Genomic DNA, 17,293 nt, shown 5'->3' with positions numbered 1-17,293 from the left:
AGAGAAAAAGCCTAAATCGTGTTATAATGAAACGATAGAATTCTTAGAAAGAGTGGATGTTTTTTTGATAACTCCTACTTATGAATGGCAGTTTGCCCCGCAGGTTGAAGATGCGGATTTTACAAAGATAGCCAAGAAGGCTGGACTGGGTCCTGAGGTGGCTCGGTTATTATTTGAAAGAGGGATTCAGGATGAGAAAAGTCTAAAGAAGTTCTTAGAACCTTCTTTAGAAGACTTGCATGACCCCTACTTGCTACATGATATGGACAAGGCAGTGGAGCGGATTCGTCAGGCCATTGAAGAAGGGGAGAATATCCTCGTTTACGGTGACTATGATGCGGATGGTATGACTTCGGCCTCTATTGTTAAGGAAAGTTTGGAACAGCTGGGCGCAGAGTGTCGTGTTTACCTGCCCAATCGCTTTACAGATGGCTATGGCCCTAATGCCAGTGTCTATAAATACTTTATCGAGCAAGAGGGGATTTCCTTGATTGTGACAGTGGATAATGGGGTTGCGGGTCACGAAGCAATTGAACTGGCCCAGTCTATGGGAGTGGATGTCATTGTGACCGACCACCATTCCATGCCGGAAACCCTTCCTGATGCCTATGCGATTGTTCACCCTGAGCATCCAGATGCGGATTATCCCTTCAAATATTTGGCCGGATGCGGAGTGGCTTTCAAGCTAGCTTGCGCTCTTTTAGAAGAAGTGCAAGTGGAATTGCTTGATTTGGTCGCTATCGGTACCATTGCTGATATGGTGAGTTTGACGGATGAGAATCGCATTTTGGTCCAATATGGTCTGGAAATGTTGGGACATACCCAGCGCATTGGACTACAAGAAATGCTAGACATGGTTGGGATTGCTGCTAATGAAGTAACAGAAGAAACGGTTGGTTTCCAGATTGCCCCTCGTTTAAATGCCTTGGGGCGCTTGGATGATCCTAATCCTGCCATTGATTTGCTGACTGGATTTGACGACGAGGAAGCTCATGAGATTGCCCTCATGATTCATCAGAAAAACGAAGAGCGCAAGGAAATCGTCCAATCAATCTATGAAGAAGCTAAGACCATGGTGGATCCTGAGAAGAAGGTCCAGGTTTTGGCCAAGGAAGGCTGGAATCCTGGCGTTCTGGGTATCGTTGCTGGTCGTTTGTTGGAAGAACTAGGGCAAACAGTCATTGTTCTTAATATAGAAGAAGGTCGTGCCAAGGGTAGCGCTCGTAGTGTGGAAGCAGTCGATATTTTTGAAGCTCTGGATCCCCACCGAGATCTCTTTATCGCCTTTGGTGGCCATGCTGGTGCAGCAGGAATGACGCTGGAAGTGGAGAAACTCTCAGATTTATCTCAGGTTTTGGAAGACTATGTCCGTGAAAAAGGTGCAGATGCTAGTGGCAAGAACAAGTTAAATCTAGATGAAGAGTTGGATTTGGAGACGCTTAGCTTGGAAACGGTTAAAAGTTTTGAACGCTTGGCACCCTTTGGAATGGACAATCAGAAACCTGTATTTTATATCAAGGATTTTCATGTCGAAAGTGCCCGTACCATGGGAGCAGGCAATGCCCACCTCAAACTAAAAATTTCCAAGGGTGAGGCGAGTTTTGAAGTGGTGGCCTTTGGACAAGGTAGATGGGTAACAGAGTTTGCCCAAACAAAAAAACTAGAATTGGCAGTCACCCTGTCTGTCAATCAATGGAATGGCCAAACTGCCCTCCAGTTGATGATGGTGGATGCGCGTGTGGAAGGTGTTCAACTCTTTAACATTCGTGGGAAGAATGCAGTCTTGCCAGAAGGGGTTCCAGTCTTGGATTTCTCTGGAGAGTTGCCAGATCTAGCGACCAGTGATTCTGTGGTTGTAAAAACCATTCCTGAGGATATTACCTTGCTGAAGACCATTTTTCAGGAGCAACATTTCTCTGCTGTCTATTTCAAAAATGACATTGACAAGGCCTACTATCTGACAGGTTATGGAACTAGAGAACAGTTTGCAAAATTGTACAAAACCATTTACCAGTTCCCAGAGTTTGATATTCGCTACAGGCTGAAAGATTTGGCAACTTATCTCAATATTCAACAAATCTTGCTGGTCAAGATGATCCAAGTATTTGAAGAGCTGGACTTTGTGACGATCAAAGATGGTGTCATGACAGTCAATAAAGAAGCGCCGAAAAGGGAAATTGCTGAAAGTCAGATTTATCAAAATCTCAAACAAACTGTAAAAAAATCAAGAAATGATGGCGCTGGGGACAGTGCAAGAAATGTATGATTTTTTGAAAGGATAAGCATGATGTCTTTAAAGAAAATTTCAAGCTGGATTGTTAAAGATAAAGTAATATTAATATTCTTTTTTGTGTCTTTTTTACCTATATTGTATGCTGTTGTAAAAATTGTTTTAAAAACGTACTTTGGAATTGAAGATTTTGGTATTAATTTGAGAAAAACAATAGACTTTGATTGGTTAGCTTATTATGGGTCAATTATTGGGAGTTATTTGATTGTTTATACTTTAAAGATTGAAAACAAAAAGTATAGAGAAGAAAAACGTGACTCAGTAAGACCAATATGGAATGTTAGTATAGACTATGATTCAGTGCAACAACTCGGGAATGATAGTAATAATCGGAGTCTTTCGATATATTCGAAAAATAAGATTTGCGTAGATTATACTATTAGTAGATATAATTATATAAAGATTAACAAAGAAAATACTCGAGAATGTGTATCAATTGCTATTCTTATAAAAATTAGAAATATTGGGTTAGGTCATGCCTTAATTGATAAAATAGAATATGTAGAAAAAAATGGATCGGGAGGTAGTCATAAATTAAAGGCTGAAGAAAGATTTATGATTGATAAGAAAACCTCAAACAATCTACTGTTACATTTTGACTCAAAAATTGAAGATATTGAAAAGATTAGAATATTTTTTATTGATATTTTAGAAAATAAATATGTTTATAATTTAAAATTAGAAGGAACCGATGATGAAAAGAATTTTGTGAGTATTGAGGATAAGGAATTATGTTTATTTAGCCTTACCAAGGCATATTTTGAAAGTTATTTCCCGGACTTTGTAGAAAAAGATAGCTAACAAACTGTAAAAAATCAAAAAATGATGGCGCTGGGGACCGTGCAAGAAATGTATGATTTTTTAATGGAGTAATAGATGGAAAGGGACTGTGATGACTTATCTCGGTCTCTTTTGTCGGATAAATGCTTGCTGTGGGAGTGGCTGATTAGATAGTCTTTTGGATGGTTTACTGATGTAAAGATTGGGGAAATGATTCATTTTTTATTCTCTTCTATCACTTTATACGATGTCTGCTTTTAAACCTTATGTAGTAAAAGTATAAATTTTTGTAACATGACTAAAATATAACTCTAAACTAACTGTCATGTAAATCAAGTATGATTTTCTTATCAAGAAAATATAAGGGGACTATAATTATGAAAAAAACAGTTACGAAACTGACTCTTGGTTTGACTTCTACCGCTATTTTGGCTACGGTTGGGGCTCAAACTGTTCATGCGAATTCTTACGTTGTTCAAGATGGTGATTCATTTTATGCCATTGCAACTGCAAACGGCATGGATCCGCATGAGTTGGCAGCTTTGAATGGAAAAACTATCTTTGACACTATCCACCCAGGCGATGTATTGGAAGTGAGTGGTTCCGCTCAGGCTAGCTCAACCTACAGTGCTCCAGCTAGCACTGCGAACGTGGTATCTGATACAGAAGATGTTGTCGAAAAGACTCCGACAAACTATGGAAACTCTTATCCTGTTGGTCAGTGTACATGGGGCGTGAAAGAATTGGCACCTTGGGCTAGCAACTGGTGGGGAAATGCCAACACGTGGGCAATCTACGCGAGCGCTCAAGGCTATAAGACAGGAAGTGTTCCAGTAGTAGGAGCAATCGCCGTTTGGGATGGTGGTGAATATGGACACGTTGCTTATGTAACAGATGTTCAAAGTGAAAACTCTATCCAGGTATTGGAAGCAAACTACAGACGTCAAAAGCAGATTGCGAATTATCGTGGCTTCTTTAATCCACATGAATTTTTAGGTAACGTCACTTATATCTATCCAAACTAAAGATGATAAAAAGATTTAGAATTTCTAAGTCTTTTTTCTTTTTGAAAAAATTTCCTAACGTTATCCTCTATATTAATGGCTAATTTCTGAAATTTTTAGATTCTGTAGCGAACAGGAAATTCTCGCTTTTAGATGCAGATAAACCATGTCTTTGTAGAAAATAGTTCTCAAGTCGAGAGGTAAAAGCAAGTTTTTTTGAACTAAAAGAGAAATTTAGGGTTCGAGAAAGGTATCTGAAATTAAATTGATTCAAAAAGCCCATATTTTTGATGGTATAATCGTTCTATTATCTTCGATGAAGCCTCCAAAGGAGAAGTCAAAGTTAAAGGATTCGATTCACAGTAGTGACTAATCTCTAGTTAAAAACCGATCTTCGTTTTGAAAATAATCAAAAAAATGGTATAATGGTAGGAAAAGATTCGGCTGAAAGTTTTAGAACTTTTAGAATAAGAGGGTAAATTCACCCTATAATCAAGATAAATGAAGTTTCGGAGGGAAAATGAGTAATATTAGTTTAACAACACTAGGTGGTGTACGAGAAAATGGGAAAAATATGTACATCGCTGAAATCGATGGTTCTATTTTTGTTTTGGATGCAGGGCTTAAATACCCTGAAAATGAACAGCTTGGGGTCGATGTCGTCATTCCAAATATGGACTACCTTTTTGAAAATAGCGATCGTATCGCAGGGATCTTTTTGACCCACGGACATGCGGATGCCATTGGTGCCCTGCCTTATCTTTTGGCAGAGGCTAAGGTGCCTGTGTTTGGTTCTGAGTTGACCATTGAGTTGGCCAAACTCTTTGTCAAAGGGAATGATACGGTTAAGAAATTCAATGACTTCCATGTGATTGATGAAGATACAGAGATCGACTTTGGAGGGACTGAGGTTTCCTTCTTCCGTACAACTCACTCCATTCCAGAAAGTTTGGGAGTTGTCTTGAAAACAAGTGAAGGTAGCATCGTTTATACAGGTGACTTCAAATTTGACCAAACAGCTAGTGAATCCTATGCGACTGATTTTGCTCGTTTGGCAGAAATCGGTCGTGACGGTGTCTTGGCGCTCCTCAGTGATTCTGCGAATGCAGACAGCAATATCCAGGTGGCGAGCGAGAGTGAAGTTGGAGATGAAATTACCCAGACCATTGCAGACTGGGAAGGTCGAATCATCGTTGCGGCTGTTGCCAGCAACCTCTCTCGTATCCAGCAGGTCTTTGATGCTGCTGCGGATACAGGTCGTCGTGTTGTTTTGACTGGATTTGATGTTGAAAATATCGTCCGCACAGCGATTCGTCTCAAAAAATTGTCTCTAGCCAACGAAAGTCTCTTGATCAAACCCAAAGAAATGTCTCGTTTTGAAGACCATGAGTTGATTATCCTTGAGACGGGTCGTATGGGTGAGCCTATTAATGGACTTCGTAAGATGTCTATCGGGCGCCACCGTTATGTGGAAATCAAAGATGGGGACTTGGTCTATATCGTAACGACTCCATCTATCGCAAAAGAAGCTGTCATGGCGCGTGTGGAAAATATGATCTACCAAGCTGGTGGTGTTGTGAAACTCATTACCCAAAGCTTGCGAGTATCGGGACACGGGAATGCGCGTGATCTTCAGTTGATGATCAATCTCTTGCAACCCAAGTATCTCTTCCCTATCCAAGGGGAATACCGTGAGTTGGATGCGCATGCCAAGGCTGCCATGGCAGTTGGAATGTTGCCAGAGCGTATTTTTATCCCTAAAAAGGGAACAACCATGTCCTACGAACACGGGGACTTTGTTCCAGCTGGCGGAGTTTCTGCAGGTGATGTCTTGATTGATGGAAATGCCATCGGAGATGTTGGAAATGTTGTCCTTCGTGACCGTAAAGTTTTGTCAGAGGACGGGATTTTCATCGTTGCCATTACCGTAAATAGACGTGAGAAAAAAATCATCGCCAAGGCGCGAGTTCACACGCGTGGATTTGTCTACCTCAAGAAGAGTCGAGATATTCTCCGTGAAAGTTCAGAATTGATCAACCAAATCGTGGAAGACTATCTCCAAGGTGAAGATTTCGACTGGGCTGATCTTAAAGGGAAGGTCCGTGATGGCTTGGCCAAGTACCTCTTTGACCAAACTAAACGTCGTCCAGCAATCTTGCCAGTCGTAATGGAAGCAAAATAATAAGCAGCATACCTACGGAAAAAGTCGAAATTCGGCTTTTTCTTATAGAATAGTAAAAGGAGACAACCATGGCAGTTATGAATATTGAGTATTACTCAAAAGTTTTGGATATGGAGTGGGGCGTTACCGTACTTTATCCAGATGCTAGTCGGGTGACTGAACCAGATTGCACAGATATTCCTGTCCTTTATCTTTTGCACGGAATGTCAGGAAACCAAAATAGCTGGCTCAAACGTACCAATGTCGAGCGCTTGTTGCGTGGAACCAATCTCATTGTTATCATGCCCAATACTAGCAATGGCTGGTACACAGATACTCAGTATGGCTATAACTACTATACTGCTCTAGCAGAAGAACTCCCCCAAGTCATGAAACGTTTCTTCCCCAATATGACCAGCAAGCGAGAAAAGACCTTTATAGCTGGTCTCTCCATGGGAGGATATGGTTCCTTCAAACTCGCTTTATTGACAAATCGTTTTTCTCATGCGGCTAGTTTTTCTGGTGCGCTCAGTTTTCAGGATTTTTCTCCTGAAAGTCAGGATCTGGGGTCACTTGCCTACTGGAGAGGAGTTTTTGGAGAGATTAAAGACTGGACATCTAGTCCTCATTCGCTTGAAAGCATGGCTGCAAAATCCGATAAAAAGACCAAACTATGGGCTTGGTGTGGGGAGCAAGACTATCTCTACTCTGCCAATAATCTCGCAGTGAAAAACCTCAAAAATCTTGGTTTTGAGGTGACCTATAGTCATAGTCCAGGTAAGCACGAGTGGTACTACTGGGAAAAACAATTGGAACGTTTTTTAGCTACTCTACCAATTGACTTTGTCTTGGAAGAGCGCTTATCTTAGTTTTAGGTTTCTTTCAGCTTTCTTCAGTAAAATAGAGAATCTATCTTGATCAAGGAGAACGTGATTTCAAGATAGGTTCTTATTTTTATGAAAGGTGGGGCGTCATGTTCTGGATTATTCGATTATTCTTCCGATTTCTTTTGGGAATTTGGCGTTTCTTCTGGCGTCTGGTTTGGACTGTGGTCATTCTACTGCTCATTGCCTTTGGAGTGGTTTGGTATCTGACAGGTGATTTTCATTCTGCGGTCAATCAGGTTGAAAAAATGAGTAAGATTGGTCAAGGTGGCTGGAATCAGTGGAAGGAGACGGGAACGCTGGAAGTCTTGTCTCAGATAGACAGTCACCAACATGCAGAAGGCAAATGGGCTCAAGCTTCAGCTCGCATCTATATTGAGCCTCAAATGGATGAAACCTTCCAAGGTGCCTATGCAGAAGCCATAAAAAACTGGAATCAAACGGGAGCCTTTACCTTTGAGGTGGTTGCGGATCCTAGCCAGGCAGATATTGTGGCAAGTGAGATGAATGATGGATCGACCGCTGTAGCAGGTCAAGCCGAGAGTCAAACCAATTTGTTAACCAATCAATTTATATCTGTAACGGTTCGCCTGAATCACTATTATCTATCCAATCCAAACTATGGTTATTCTTATGAACGGATCGTGCACACGGCGGAGCACGAGCTGGGGCATGCCATCGGATTGGATCATACCAACGAAACTTCTGTCATGCAGCCTGCCGGCTCCTACTATGGGATTCAGCCTCAGGATGTGAAGGCTGTTCAAGAACTCTATACCGGTAGCGACTAGATGAAGTCGGTGCAATTTCAAATAAAATCAAAGCTCCTCCATCAAGCGGTTGGTGGGGCTTTTTGTTCGTCCTGTCACGGCCTTTTTGCTATAATGGAACTATGAATAACTTGATCAAATCAAAACTGGAGCTCTTGCCGACCAGCCCTGGTTGTTACATTCACAAAGATAAAAACGGCACCATTATCTATGTCGGAAAGGCAAAAAATCTGCGCAATCGCGTGCGCTCCTATTTCCGTGGAAGTCATGATACCAAGACTGAGGCTCTGGTGTCTGAAATTGTGGATTTTGAATTTATTGTTACTGAGTCTAATATTGAGGCCCTCCTTCTGGAAATCAACCTTATCAAGGAAAACAAGCCCAAGTACAATATCATGCTCAAGGATGATAAGTCCTATCCCTTTATCAAAATCACCAATGAGCGTTATCCTCGATTGATTATCACCCGTCAGGTCAAAAAGGACGGTGGTCTCTACTTTGGTCCCTATCCAGATGTAGGGGCAGCAAATGAAATCAAGCGACTACTGGACCGAATTTTCCCTTTTCGGAAATGTACTAATCCACCGTCTAAGGTCTGTTTTTACTACCATATCGGTCAGTGTATGGCCCACACCATCTGTAAAAAAGATGAGGCCTATTTCAAGTCCATGGCTCAGGAGGTTTCTGATTTCCTAAAAGGGCAGGATGACAAAATCATCGATGACCTTAAGGGTAAGATGGCAAAGGCAGCTCAAAGTATGGAGTTTGAACGTGCAGCGGAATACCGTGACCTGATTCAGGCTATTGGAACGCTTCGGACCAAGCAACGGGTTATGGCTAAGGATCTTCAAAATCGGGATGTCTTTGGTTACTATGTGGATAAGGGCTGGATGTGTGTTCAGGTTTTCTTTGTTCGTCAAGGCAAGCTCATTGAGAGGGATGTCAATCTCTTCCCCTACTACAATGATCCGGATGAGGACTTCTTGACCTATGTGGGACAATTCTATCAAGAAAAATCCCACCTGGTTCCCAATGAGGTACTGATTCCGCAGGATATTGATGAAGAAGCCGTCAAGGCCTTGGTGGATACTAAGATTTTCAAGCCCCAACGTGGTGAGAAAAAACAACTGGTCAATTTAGCTATAAAGAATGCCCGTGTTAGTCTGGAGCAGAAGTTCAATCTGCTAGAGAAATCTGTTGAAAAGACCCAAGGAGCTATTGAAAATCTAGGACGCTTGCTTCAAATTCCGACCCCAGTACGTATCGAGTCCTTTGATAACTCTAATATCATGGGAACTAGCCCTGTTTCAGCCATGGTGGTCTTTGTCAACGGTAAACCGAGTAAGAAGGATTACCGTAAGTACAAGATAAAAACGGTTGTGGGTCCAGACGACTATGCCAGCATGCGAGAGGTCATTCGCAGACGTTATGTTCGAGTTCAACGAGACGGTTTAACTCCTCCTGATTTGATTGTCATTGATGGGGGACAAGGTCAAGTCAATATCGCAAAACAAGTCATCCAAGAAGAGCTAGGTTTGGATATCCCAATTGCAGGTCTGCAAAAGAATGACAAGCACCAAACCCATGAGCTACTCTTTGGAGATCCGCTTGAGGTGGTGGAGTTATCCCGAAATTCTCAGGAATTTTTCCTCCTCCAACGCATTCAAGATGAGGTACACCGCTTTGCTATCACCTTCCACCGGCAACTGCGCTCCAAAAACTCCTTTTCATCACAATTGGATGGGATTGACGGTCTGGGACCTAAACGCAAGCAGAATCTCATGAAGCATTTTAAATCTCTCACTAAAATCAAGGAAGCCAGTGTGGATGAGATTGTCGAAGTTGGGGTACCAAGGGCAGTCGCAGAAGCTGTTCAGAGAAAGTTGAACCCGCAGGAAGAAGTGGAGTTGGCTCAAGTAGCGGAAGAGAGAGTGGATTACCAAACGGAAGGAAACTATCATGAACCATAAAATCGCAATTTTATCAGATATTCATGGCAATGTGACTGCCTTAGAAGCAGTGATTGCAGATGCTAAAGCTCACGGAGTCAGTGAATATTGGCTTCTGGGAGATATTTTTCTACCTGGTCCAGGTGCTCATGACTTGATTGCCTTGCTAAAGGATCTTCCTATCACGGCAAGTGTTCGAGGCAATTGGGATGATTGTGTCCTTGAGGCTTTAGATGGGCAATATGGCTTGGAAGACCCACAGGAAGTCCAGCTCTTGCGTATGACGCAGTATTTGATGGAGCGAATGGATCCTGCAACGATTGACTGGCTACGAAACTTACCTATGCTAGAAAAGAAAGAAGTGGACGGACTGCGCTTTTCTCTTTCTCATAATTTGCCAAATAAGAACTATGGTGGTGACTTGTCTGTTGGGAATAACACAGATAAATTTGACCAACTCCTAGATGAGGAAACGGACGTGGCAATCTATGGTCATGTCCACAAGCAGTTGCTTCGTTACGGTAGCCAAGGGCAACAAATCATCAATCCAGGTACGATTGGCATGCCCTATTTTGATTGGGAAAAGTTAAAAAATCACCGTGCCCAGTATGCCGTGATAGAAGTGGAAGATGGGGAATTGGTAAACATTCTATTCCGAAAAGTTTCTTATGATTATGAAGCGGAGTTAGAATTGGCCAAGTCTAAGGAGCTTCCTTTTATCGAAATGTATGAAGAACTACGCCGATATGACAACTATCGGGGGCACAATCTAGAACTCTTAGCTAGCTTAATAGAAAAGTATGAGTATGTAGAAGATGTGAAAGATTATTTTGGTTTTTTGTAAAAGTTGATTTAACTAACAAATATTAAATAAAACGATTGGCCAAGCCAATCGTTTTATTAACTTGAGGCTTATAACCTTATCCAAGTTTTGATTTTTTAAACCTCTGTTTGAATGAAATAGGTAATTTCTGCGTTTTTTATTTATTCAAAATATATGAATAATGATTAGTTGGGGTAGCATTCGATTTATAGTTCGAGAAAGATATAAACTGTTGACATATGGACCAGAGGACCAGATTCAAGTTTTTGTAATTTCACAGAAAATATTTGACAATAAAATTATTTTATTTTAAAATGTAATTAATTATAAAATATTAAGGAGAAAGTCATGAAAAAAATTCTTACTTCTAGCTTATTACTTTTATCAGTTGTAACTTTAGCAGCCTGTTCTGGAAATAATTCTAGTAACTCAGCTACCAAAGAATCAACTGCTAAAGAAACGTCCTCTTCAAAAAATGAAACTTCGAAATCTGAGACTTCAAAATCTGAAACTTCAAATAACGAAGCTTCAAAGAAAGATTCTTCAACAACATCTGATTTTACTCTTTTGACTGATGAAGAAATTGACAAAGCTAAAACAATTGGAGATATGAAGACTCTCTATGGTAAGTTGATTGATAGTTACAAGAAATATGTAAAAGAAGTTGAAGATAAAATCCCAGCAGATCAAAAAGAAAGCTATAAGGATCAAGTTGAACCAGCTCTCGAAGCGATGGAATCTTCAAGAACTGCTTTTAACGAAGGACTTTCAAGTGCTGGCTCTGATGACACAGCTATGCCAGAAGCAGCGCGTACTCCATTTCTTCAACAGTTGAAGACTGCACGTGATTCGTTAAAACAAGCTCTCAAAGGAGCTAGCAGTTTTGTTGCTGAATAGTGATATAAAATAGGCAGACGAATCTTCGTCTGCTTTTTTGAAAGCCGTTATCTCCTCGTAGAAGATAGATAAGAAAAATAAAGTGGTAATACTGCATTGTGGCTTCTCCATTTTAATAATCTCCGTGAGGAGTAACCAACAAATACTAAATAAAACGATTGGCTTAGCCAATCGTTTTATTATTTCAATTCAGATTGATCTGGAAGGTAAGAACCACCTAGATAGGTGTTGGTGAGTTTTTCGAGGGTTCCATCTTGATAGAGTTTTTTGAGAACTTTATCGAACTGTTCTTTGAACTCTTTTTGGTCGCTCGAGAAAATAATATAGTTGTTAGGATTGTCAGCAGAAGGTAGATCAACAACAGATAAATCTAAGCCACGATCTTTGATAATCTTTTGAACAGAAACTTTATCAAAAACAAGGTAATTAAATTCACAATTAGCAAGGTCAAGGATTCGTTTATCAATATCCTCTCCAGAAAATTGGATTGTTGCAGGGTTATCCAGGTGTTTCTGATTCCAGTTAGTAATAAATTGGGCATTGGAAGTTCCTGTATCCTCTTGGGTTGTTTTGCCAGCAATCTGGTCAATCGAGGTTAAAGGATTCTTCTTGCTTCTGACGAGGACTAGAGGGTTGTTCGAGATTACAAGAGAGTAGAGGTATTTATCTGATCTTTCTTTTGTGTTACTCAAGTTATTGGCTGTAGCCTAATAGTGACTAGAATCGAGACCTGGGAAGATGCTTTCCCAGGCAGTTCTTTGAAACTGAATCTCATAATCATTCAGTTTTTCGTCAACTACTTTCAAAGCTTCGATATCGAAGCCTGTCAGATTGCCCTTGTCTTTGTAGTCAAATGGTGGGACATCATTAGCTGAAGCAACGACTATTGTCATTGGAGTTGCTGTTTCTTTTGTTGTTGCTTGGTTCCTGCAGGAAACCAAAAATAGGAGTATGGGTAGTAAAAAGACCAATTTTTTTTATAATGTCTCCATTCAAATGTAAATTACTTATTAGTCTGTCAAAAACTGTTTTATTGAACCAATGTATATTTTTTATGTCTATAATAAAAAATCTTAATCATGAAAAATCTCTGCAAGCTCTTTCAAAATATGGTAGAATGGATGCAGTAGAATTAGAAAAGGAAATCGATTATGAAATTTCTTGAATTAAATAAAAAACGTCATGCGACTAAGCATTTTACTGATAAACCAGTAGATCCCAAAGATGTGCGTACGGCTATCGAAATCGCAACCTTGGCCCCAAGTGCCCACAACAGCCAGCCATGGAAGTTTGTGGTTGTTCGTGAAAAAAATGCTGAATTGGCAAAATTGGCTTATGGTTCGAACTTTGAGCAGGTATCATCGGCACCTGTAACCATTGCCTTGTTTACAGACACAGATTTGGCTAAACGTGCTCGCAAAATTGCCCGTGTTGGTGGTGCTAATAACTTTTCTGAAGAGCAACTTCAATACTTCATGAAAAATCTGCCAGCTGAATTTGCACGTTACAGTGAACAACAGGTCAGTGACTACCTAGCCCTCAATGCAGGTTTGGTTGCTATGAACTTGGTTCTGGCTCTGACAGACCAAGGAATTGGTTCTAACATTATTCTTGGGTTTGACAAATCAAAAGCCAATGAGGTTTTGGACATTGAAGACCGTTTCCGCCCAGAACTCTTGATTACGGTAGGTTACACAGATGAAAAATTGGAACCAAGCTACCGCTTGCCAGTGGATGAAATCATAGAGAAAAGATAGAAGGAAGAAAAAATGACAGCAATTGATTTTACAGCAGAAGTAGAAAAACGCAAAGAAGACCTCTTGGCTGACTTGTTTAGCCTTTTGGAAATCAACTCAGAACGTGACGATAGCAAGGCGGATGCTGAGCATCCATTTGGGCCTGGGCCGGTAAAAGCCTTGGAAAAATTCCTTGAAATCGCAGACCGCGATGGCTATCCAACTAAAAATGTTGATAACTATGCAGGACATTTTGAGTTTGGTGAAGGAGAGGAAGTTCTCGGAATCTTTGCCCACATGGACGTGGTGCCAGCTGGTAGCGGTTGGGACACGGACCCTTACACACCAACGATCAAAGACGGTCGTCTTTATGCACGTGGAGCTTCAGACGACAAGGGGCCTACAACAGCTTGTTACTATGGTTTGAAAATCATCAAAGAATTGGGCCTTCCAACTTCTAAGAAAGTTCGCTTTATCGTCGGAACAGACGAAGAATCAGGTTGGGCAGATATGGACTACTACTTTGAACATGTAGGACTTGCAAAACCAGACTTTGGTTTCTCTCCAGACGCTGAATTCCCTATTATTAATGGTGAAAAAGGAAATATCACAGAATACCTCCACTTTGCAGGTGAAAATGCAGGTGCTGCCCGCCTTCACAGCTTCACAGGTGGTTTACGTGAAAACATGGTACCTGAATCAGCGACAGCAGTTGTTTCAGGTGATTTGGCTGACTTGCAAGCTAAACTAGATGCCTTTGTTGCGGAGCACAAACTTAGAGGAGAACTCCAAGAAGAAAACGGTCAGCACAAGGTGACTGTGATTGGTAAATCTGCCCATGGTGCTATGCCTGCTTCAGGTGTCAATGGTGCGACCTACCTGGCCCTCTTCCTCAGTCAGTTTGACTTTGCTGGACCAGCCAAAGACTACCTCGACATCGCTGGTAAGATTCTCTTGAATGACCATGAGGGTGAAAATCTCAAGGTTGCTCATGTGGATGAGAAGATGGGTGCCCTTTCTATGAATGCCGGTGTCTTCCGCTTTGACGAAGCAAGTGCTGACAATACCATTGCTCTCAACTTCCGTTATCCAAAAGGAACAAGCCCAGAGCAAATCAAGTCAATCCTTGAAAACTTGCCAGTTGCTTTTGTTAGCCTTTCTGAACACGGTCACACACCTCACTACGTGCCAATGGAAGATCCACTTGTGCAAACTTTGTTGAATGTTTATGAAAAACAAACTGGTCTTAAAGGTCACGAGCAAGTCATCGGTGGTGGTACCTTTGGTCGCTTGCTGGAACGTGGCGTTGCCTATGGTGCCATGTTCCCGGACTCAATCGATACCATGCACCAAGCCAACGAATTTATCGCCTTGGACGATCTCTTCCGAGCAGCAGCAATCTATGCAGAAGCTATCTATGAATTGATCAAATAAAACGATAGAAGTCTGAGATTTTATGCTTGGACTTCTTTTTGGAGGGAAAACAGATGTCTCAAATTGAAAGAATCAAGCAAGCCATTATGGCGGATCCACAGAATGCAAGCTATACAGAACGCGGAATTGAGCCTCTCTTTGCGGCGCCAAAAACTGCCCGCATCAATATTGTCGGTCAAGCTCCGGGGTTTAAAACGCAAGAAGCTGGGATTTATTGGAAGGATAAGAGTGGTGATCGTCTGCGTGAGTGGCTAGGTGTAGATGAAGATACCTTTTACAATTCGGGCTTGTTTGCAGTTATTCCCATGGACTTTTATTTCCCAGGACATGGAAAATCGGGCGACCTTCCCCCCCGTAAAGGCTTTGCCGAAAAATGGCACCCACAACTCCTCAAGGAATGTCCAAATATTGAATTGACCCTTTTGATTGGACAATATGCCCAGGCCTATTATCTTCATGAGAAGGTTAGTGGCAAGGTAACAGAGCGGGTAAAACGCTACAAAGACTATCTACCAGAATTTTTCCCTCTGGTTCACCCCTCACCACGAAATCAAATCTGGATGGCTAAAAATCCTTGGTTTGAGGCAGAAGTAGTGCCAGATTTGAAAAAAAGAATTAAAACCATTTATAGTCAATGAAAATCAAAGAGCAAACTAGGAAGCTAGCCGCAGGCTGCTCAAAGTACAGCTTTGAGGTTGTGGATAGAACTGACGAAGTCAGTAACCATACCTACGGTAAGGCGACGCTGACGTGGTTTGAAGAGATTTTCGAAGAATATTAGGAGAAAAAGAATGAAAGAAATTACCTTTGACGAATTTTACCAGCTTTATCAAAATGAGCAACTTTCTCTAGTGGATGTGAGAGAAGTAGAAGAGTTCGAGACGCTTCATTTAGAAGGTGCTCAGAACCTACCACTTAGTCAATTAGCTGATATCTATGATCGATTGGACAAGAACCTCTTGTATTATATCATTTGCAAATCTGGGATGAGGTCAGCACGTGCTTGTCAATTTCTAGCTGAACAGGGTTATGACGTTATCAATGTTCAAGGTGGAATGACGGCCTTTGAAAATCTTTAAATCTCTATGGCGATAGATCCTAGTCTTCCCTTGATCGGTTCCAACTGAGTGAGGGATTTTGTTTTTAGATAATTCTTATTTTTAAAAATATTGAAAACATTCAATGATTAATTTTGGATACTTTTTTCAGAGTCTTAATCATGGTATACTAGGTCAGTATTTTAGAAATATGAAGGAGATTTTTATGGCTAAAAAAGGTGCCCTAACAGGCTTACTCCTGTTTGGAATATTTTTTGGTGCGGGAAACTTGATTTTTCCGCCTTCTCTAGGTGCCCTATCTGGAGAACAGTTTCTTCCTGCCATCGCAGGTTTTGTCTTTTCAGGTGTCGGTATTGCCGTCTTGACACTTATTATCGGAACGCTAAACCCGAAAGGATACATTCACGAGATTTCTAAGAAAATCTCACCTTGGTTTGCGACGCTTTATCTTGCAGTCCTCTATCTATCGATTGGCCCCTTCTTTGCCATTCCACGTACAGCAACAACAGCTTATGAGGTCGGTATCAGCCCTCTCTTGTCTGAAGCAAACAAAGGTCTAGGATTGATTATCTTTACCGTACTGTACTTTGCAGCGGCCTATCTGATCTCACTCAATCCATCAAAGATTTTGGATCGAATCGGACGTATCTTGACGCCAGTCTTTGCTTTGTTGATCGTTATCTTGGTTGTGCTAGGTGCCTTTAAATATGGTGGAACAAATCCTCAAGTAGCTTCAGCAGCTTATCAATCTTCTGCCTTTGGTACAGGTTTCCTAGAAGGTTATAATACCTTGGATGCCCTTGCTTCAGTGGCTTTCAGTGTCATCGCTGTTCAAACCTTGAAACAACTTGGATTCTCCAGTAAGAAAGAATACATTTCAACTATTTGGGTGGTTGGTATCGTTGTAGCTCTTGCCTTTAGCGCTCTTTACATTGGTTTAGGTTTCCTTGGAAATCATTTCCCAGTACCAGCTGAAGTGATGAAGGGTGGAACACCAGGTGTTTATATTTTGTCGCAAGCAACTCAGGAAATCTTTGGTTCAACAGCTCAACTCTTCCTTGCTGTTATGGTAACAGTAACCTGCTTCACAACAACAGTTGGCTTGATTGTATCGACAGCAGAGTTCTTTAACGGACGTTTCCCACAAATCAGCTACAAGGTCTATGCAACTGTTTTTACATTGATTGGGTTTGCTATTGCAAATCTTGGTCTTGATGCAATCATTAAGTACTCAGTGCCAGTACTGGTAATCTTGTACCCAATCACCATCGCCATTGTGATGATCGTGATTGTGAATAAGTTTGTCGCCCTATCAAAACCGGGCATGCAGTTAACCATTGGGCTTGTTACAGCGATTGCGCTTGCAAGTGTCCTTGGAAGTTCCTTTAAAATTGGGTTTCTAGAAAATCTGATTAATGCCCTTCCGTTTGCGTCAGCCTCTCTTCCATGGCTAGTGCCAGCTATTATCGGACTCTTGCTTTCATTGGTTCTACCAAATAAGCAAGAG

The 17,293-nt window shown here is 41.2% G+C and carries 13 protein-coding genes and 2 pseudogenes; 14 read left to right on the top strand and 1 reads right to left on the bottom strand.

Annotated features, from left to right (window positions below; all coding sequences use genetic code 11):
- The first annotated feature begins 64 nt into the window (after window positions 1-64).
- From recJ to SORDD25_RS04610, 9 genes and pseudogenes are all read left to right on the top strand, one after another.
- Window positions 65-2,282 (top strand): annotated as a pseudogene (gene recJ, locus SORDD25_RS04650) (single-stranded-DNA-specific exonuclease RecJ).
- 5 nt (window positions 2,283-2,287) lie between these two features.
- Window positions 2,288-3,091, top strand: a complete 804-nt coding sequence (locus tag SORDD25_RS04645) for a hypothetical protein (RefSeq protein WP_241497225.1) — start codon at window positions 2,288-2,290, stop codon at window positions 3,089-3,091.
- Between the two features lie 356 nt (window positions 3,092-3,447).
- Window positions 3,448-4,095 (top strand): COG3942 and LysM peptidoglycan-binding domain-containing protein, encoded by a 648-nt coding sequence (locus SORDD25_RS04640; protein WP_000754477.1) that lies wholly within the window; start codon window positions 3,448-3,450, stop codon window positions 4,093-4,095.
- A 499-nt stretch (window positions 4,096-4,594) separates the two neighbouring features.
- Window positions 4,595-6,256, top strand: coding sequence for a ribonuclease J (locus SORDD25_RS04635; protein ID WP_061852800.1), 1,662 nt, complete (start codon window positions 4,595-4,597; stop codon window positions 6,254-6,256).
- A 68-nt stretch (window positions 6,257-6,324) separates the two neighbouring features.
- Window positions 6,325-7,104, top strand: a complete 780-nt coding sequence (locus tag SORDD25_RS04630; RefSeq protein ID WP_061852799.1) for an alpha/beta hydrolase — start codon at window positions 6,325-6,327, stop codon at window positions 7,102-7,104.
- A 104-nt stretch (window positions 7,105-7,208) separates the two neighbouring features.
- Window positions 7,209-7,910 carry a M57 family metalloprotease gene (locus SORDD25_RS04625; RefSeq protein WP_061852798.1) on the top strand — a complete coding sequence of 234 codons (702 nt, stop codon included), beginning with the start codon at window positions 7,209-7,211 and terminating at the stop codon, window positions 7,908-7,910.
- A 101-nt stretch (window positions 7,911-8,011) separates the two neighbouring features.
- Entirely contained in the window at window positions 8,012-9,859 is a 1,848-nt protein-coding gene (uvrC, locus tag SORDD25_RS04620; RefSeq protein ID WP_061852797.1) for an excinuclease ABC subunit UvrC, read from the top strand.
- Window positions 9,849-10,682, top strand: a complete 834-nt coding sequence (locus SORDD25_RS04615; protein WP_061852796.1) for a metallophosphoesterase family protein — start codon at window positions 9,849-9,851, stop codon at window positions 10,680-10,682. The genes uvrC and SORDD25_RS04615 overlap by 11 nt, the downstream gene beginning before the upstream one ends.
- A gap of 327 nt (window positions 10,683-11,009) precedes the next feature.
- Entirely contained in the window at window positions 11,010-11,558 is a 549-nt protein-coding gene (locus tag SORDD25_RS04610; protein WP_061852795.1) for a hypothetical protein, read from the top strand.
- A 179-nt stretch (window positions 11,559-11,737) separates the two neighbouring features.
- On the opposite strand, the pseudogene SORDD25_RS04605 reads toward SORDD25_RS04610, so the two are convergent.
- Window positions 11,738-12,529: pseudogene (locus SORDD25_RS04605) on the bottom strand (transporter substrate-binding domain-containing protein).
- Window positions 12,530-12,709: 180 nt separating this feature from the next.
- Here SORDD25_RS04605 and SORDD25_RS04595 point away from each other — a divergent pair.
- From SORDD25_RS04595 to brnQ, 5 genes are all read left to right on the top strand, one after another.
- The gene (locus SORDD25_RS04595; RefSeq protein WP_000670170.1) at window positions 12,710-13,315 is read left to right on the top strand and encodes a nitroreductase family protein; all 606 of its coding nucleotides are present in this window, start codon (window positions 12,710-12,712) and stop codon (window positions 13,313-13,315) included.
- A gap of 12 nt (window positions 13,316-13,327) precedes the next feature.
- A complete protein-coding gene (gene pepV, locus SORDD25_RS04590; protein ID WP_061852793.1) occupies window positions 13,328-14,728 on the top strand; it encodes a dipeptidase PepV in 1,401 nt (466 codons plus the stop codon).
- 53 nt (window positions 14,729-14,781) lie between these two features.
- Window positions 14,782-15,366, top strand: a complete 585-nt coding sequence (locus SORDD25_RS04585; protein WP_061852792.1) for a uracil-DNA glycosylase family protein — start codon at window positions 14,782-14,784, stop codon at window positions 15,364-15,366.
- 153 nt (window positions 15,367-15,519) lie between these two features.
- Window positions 15,520-15,807, top strand: a complete 288-nt coding sequence (locus tag SORDD25_RS04575; RefSeq protein WP_061852791.1) for a rhodanese-like domain-containing protein — start codon at window positions 15,520-15,522, stop codon at window positions 15,805-15,807.
- A 184-nt stretch (window positions 15,808-15,991) separates the two neighbouring features.
- On the top strand, window positions 15,992-17,293 hold a 1,302-nt coding region (gene brnQ, locus SORDD25_RS04570; RefSeq protein WP_061852979.1), incomplete at its 3' end, for a branched-chain amino acid transport system II carrier protein.

This window comes from Streptococcus oralis (genome assembly GCF_001579525.1).
GTDB lineage: Bacteria > Bacillota > Bacilli > Lactobacillales > Streptococcaceae > Streptococcus > Streptococcus oralis_M.
Note: the sequence above shows the minus strand (reverse complement) of the source record. Positions and strands in the feature narration are given on the sequence as shown.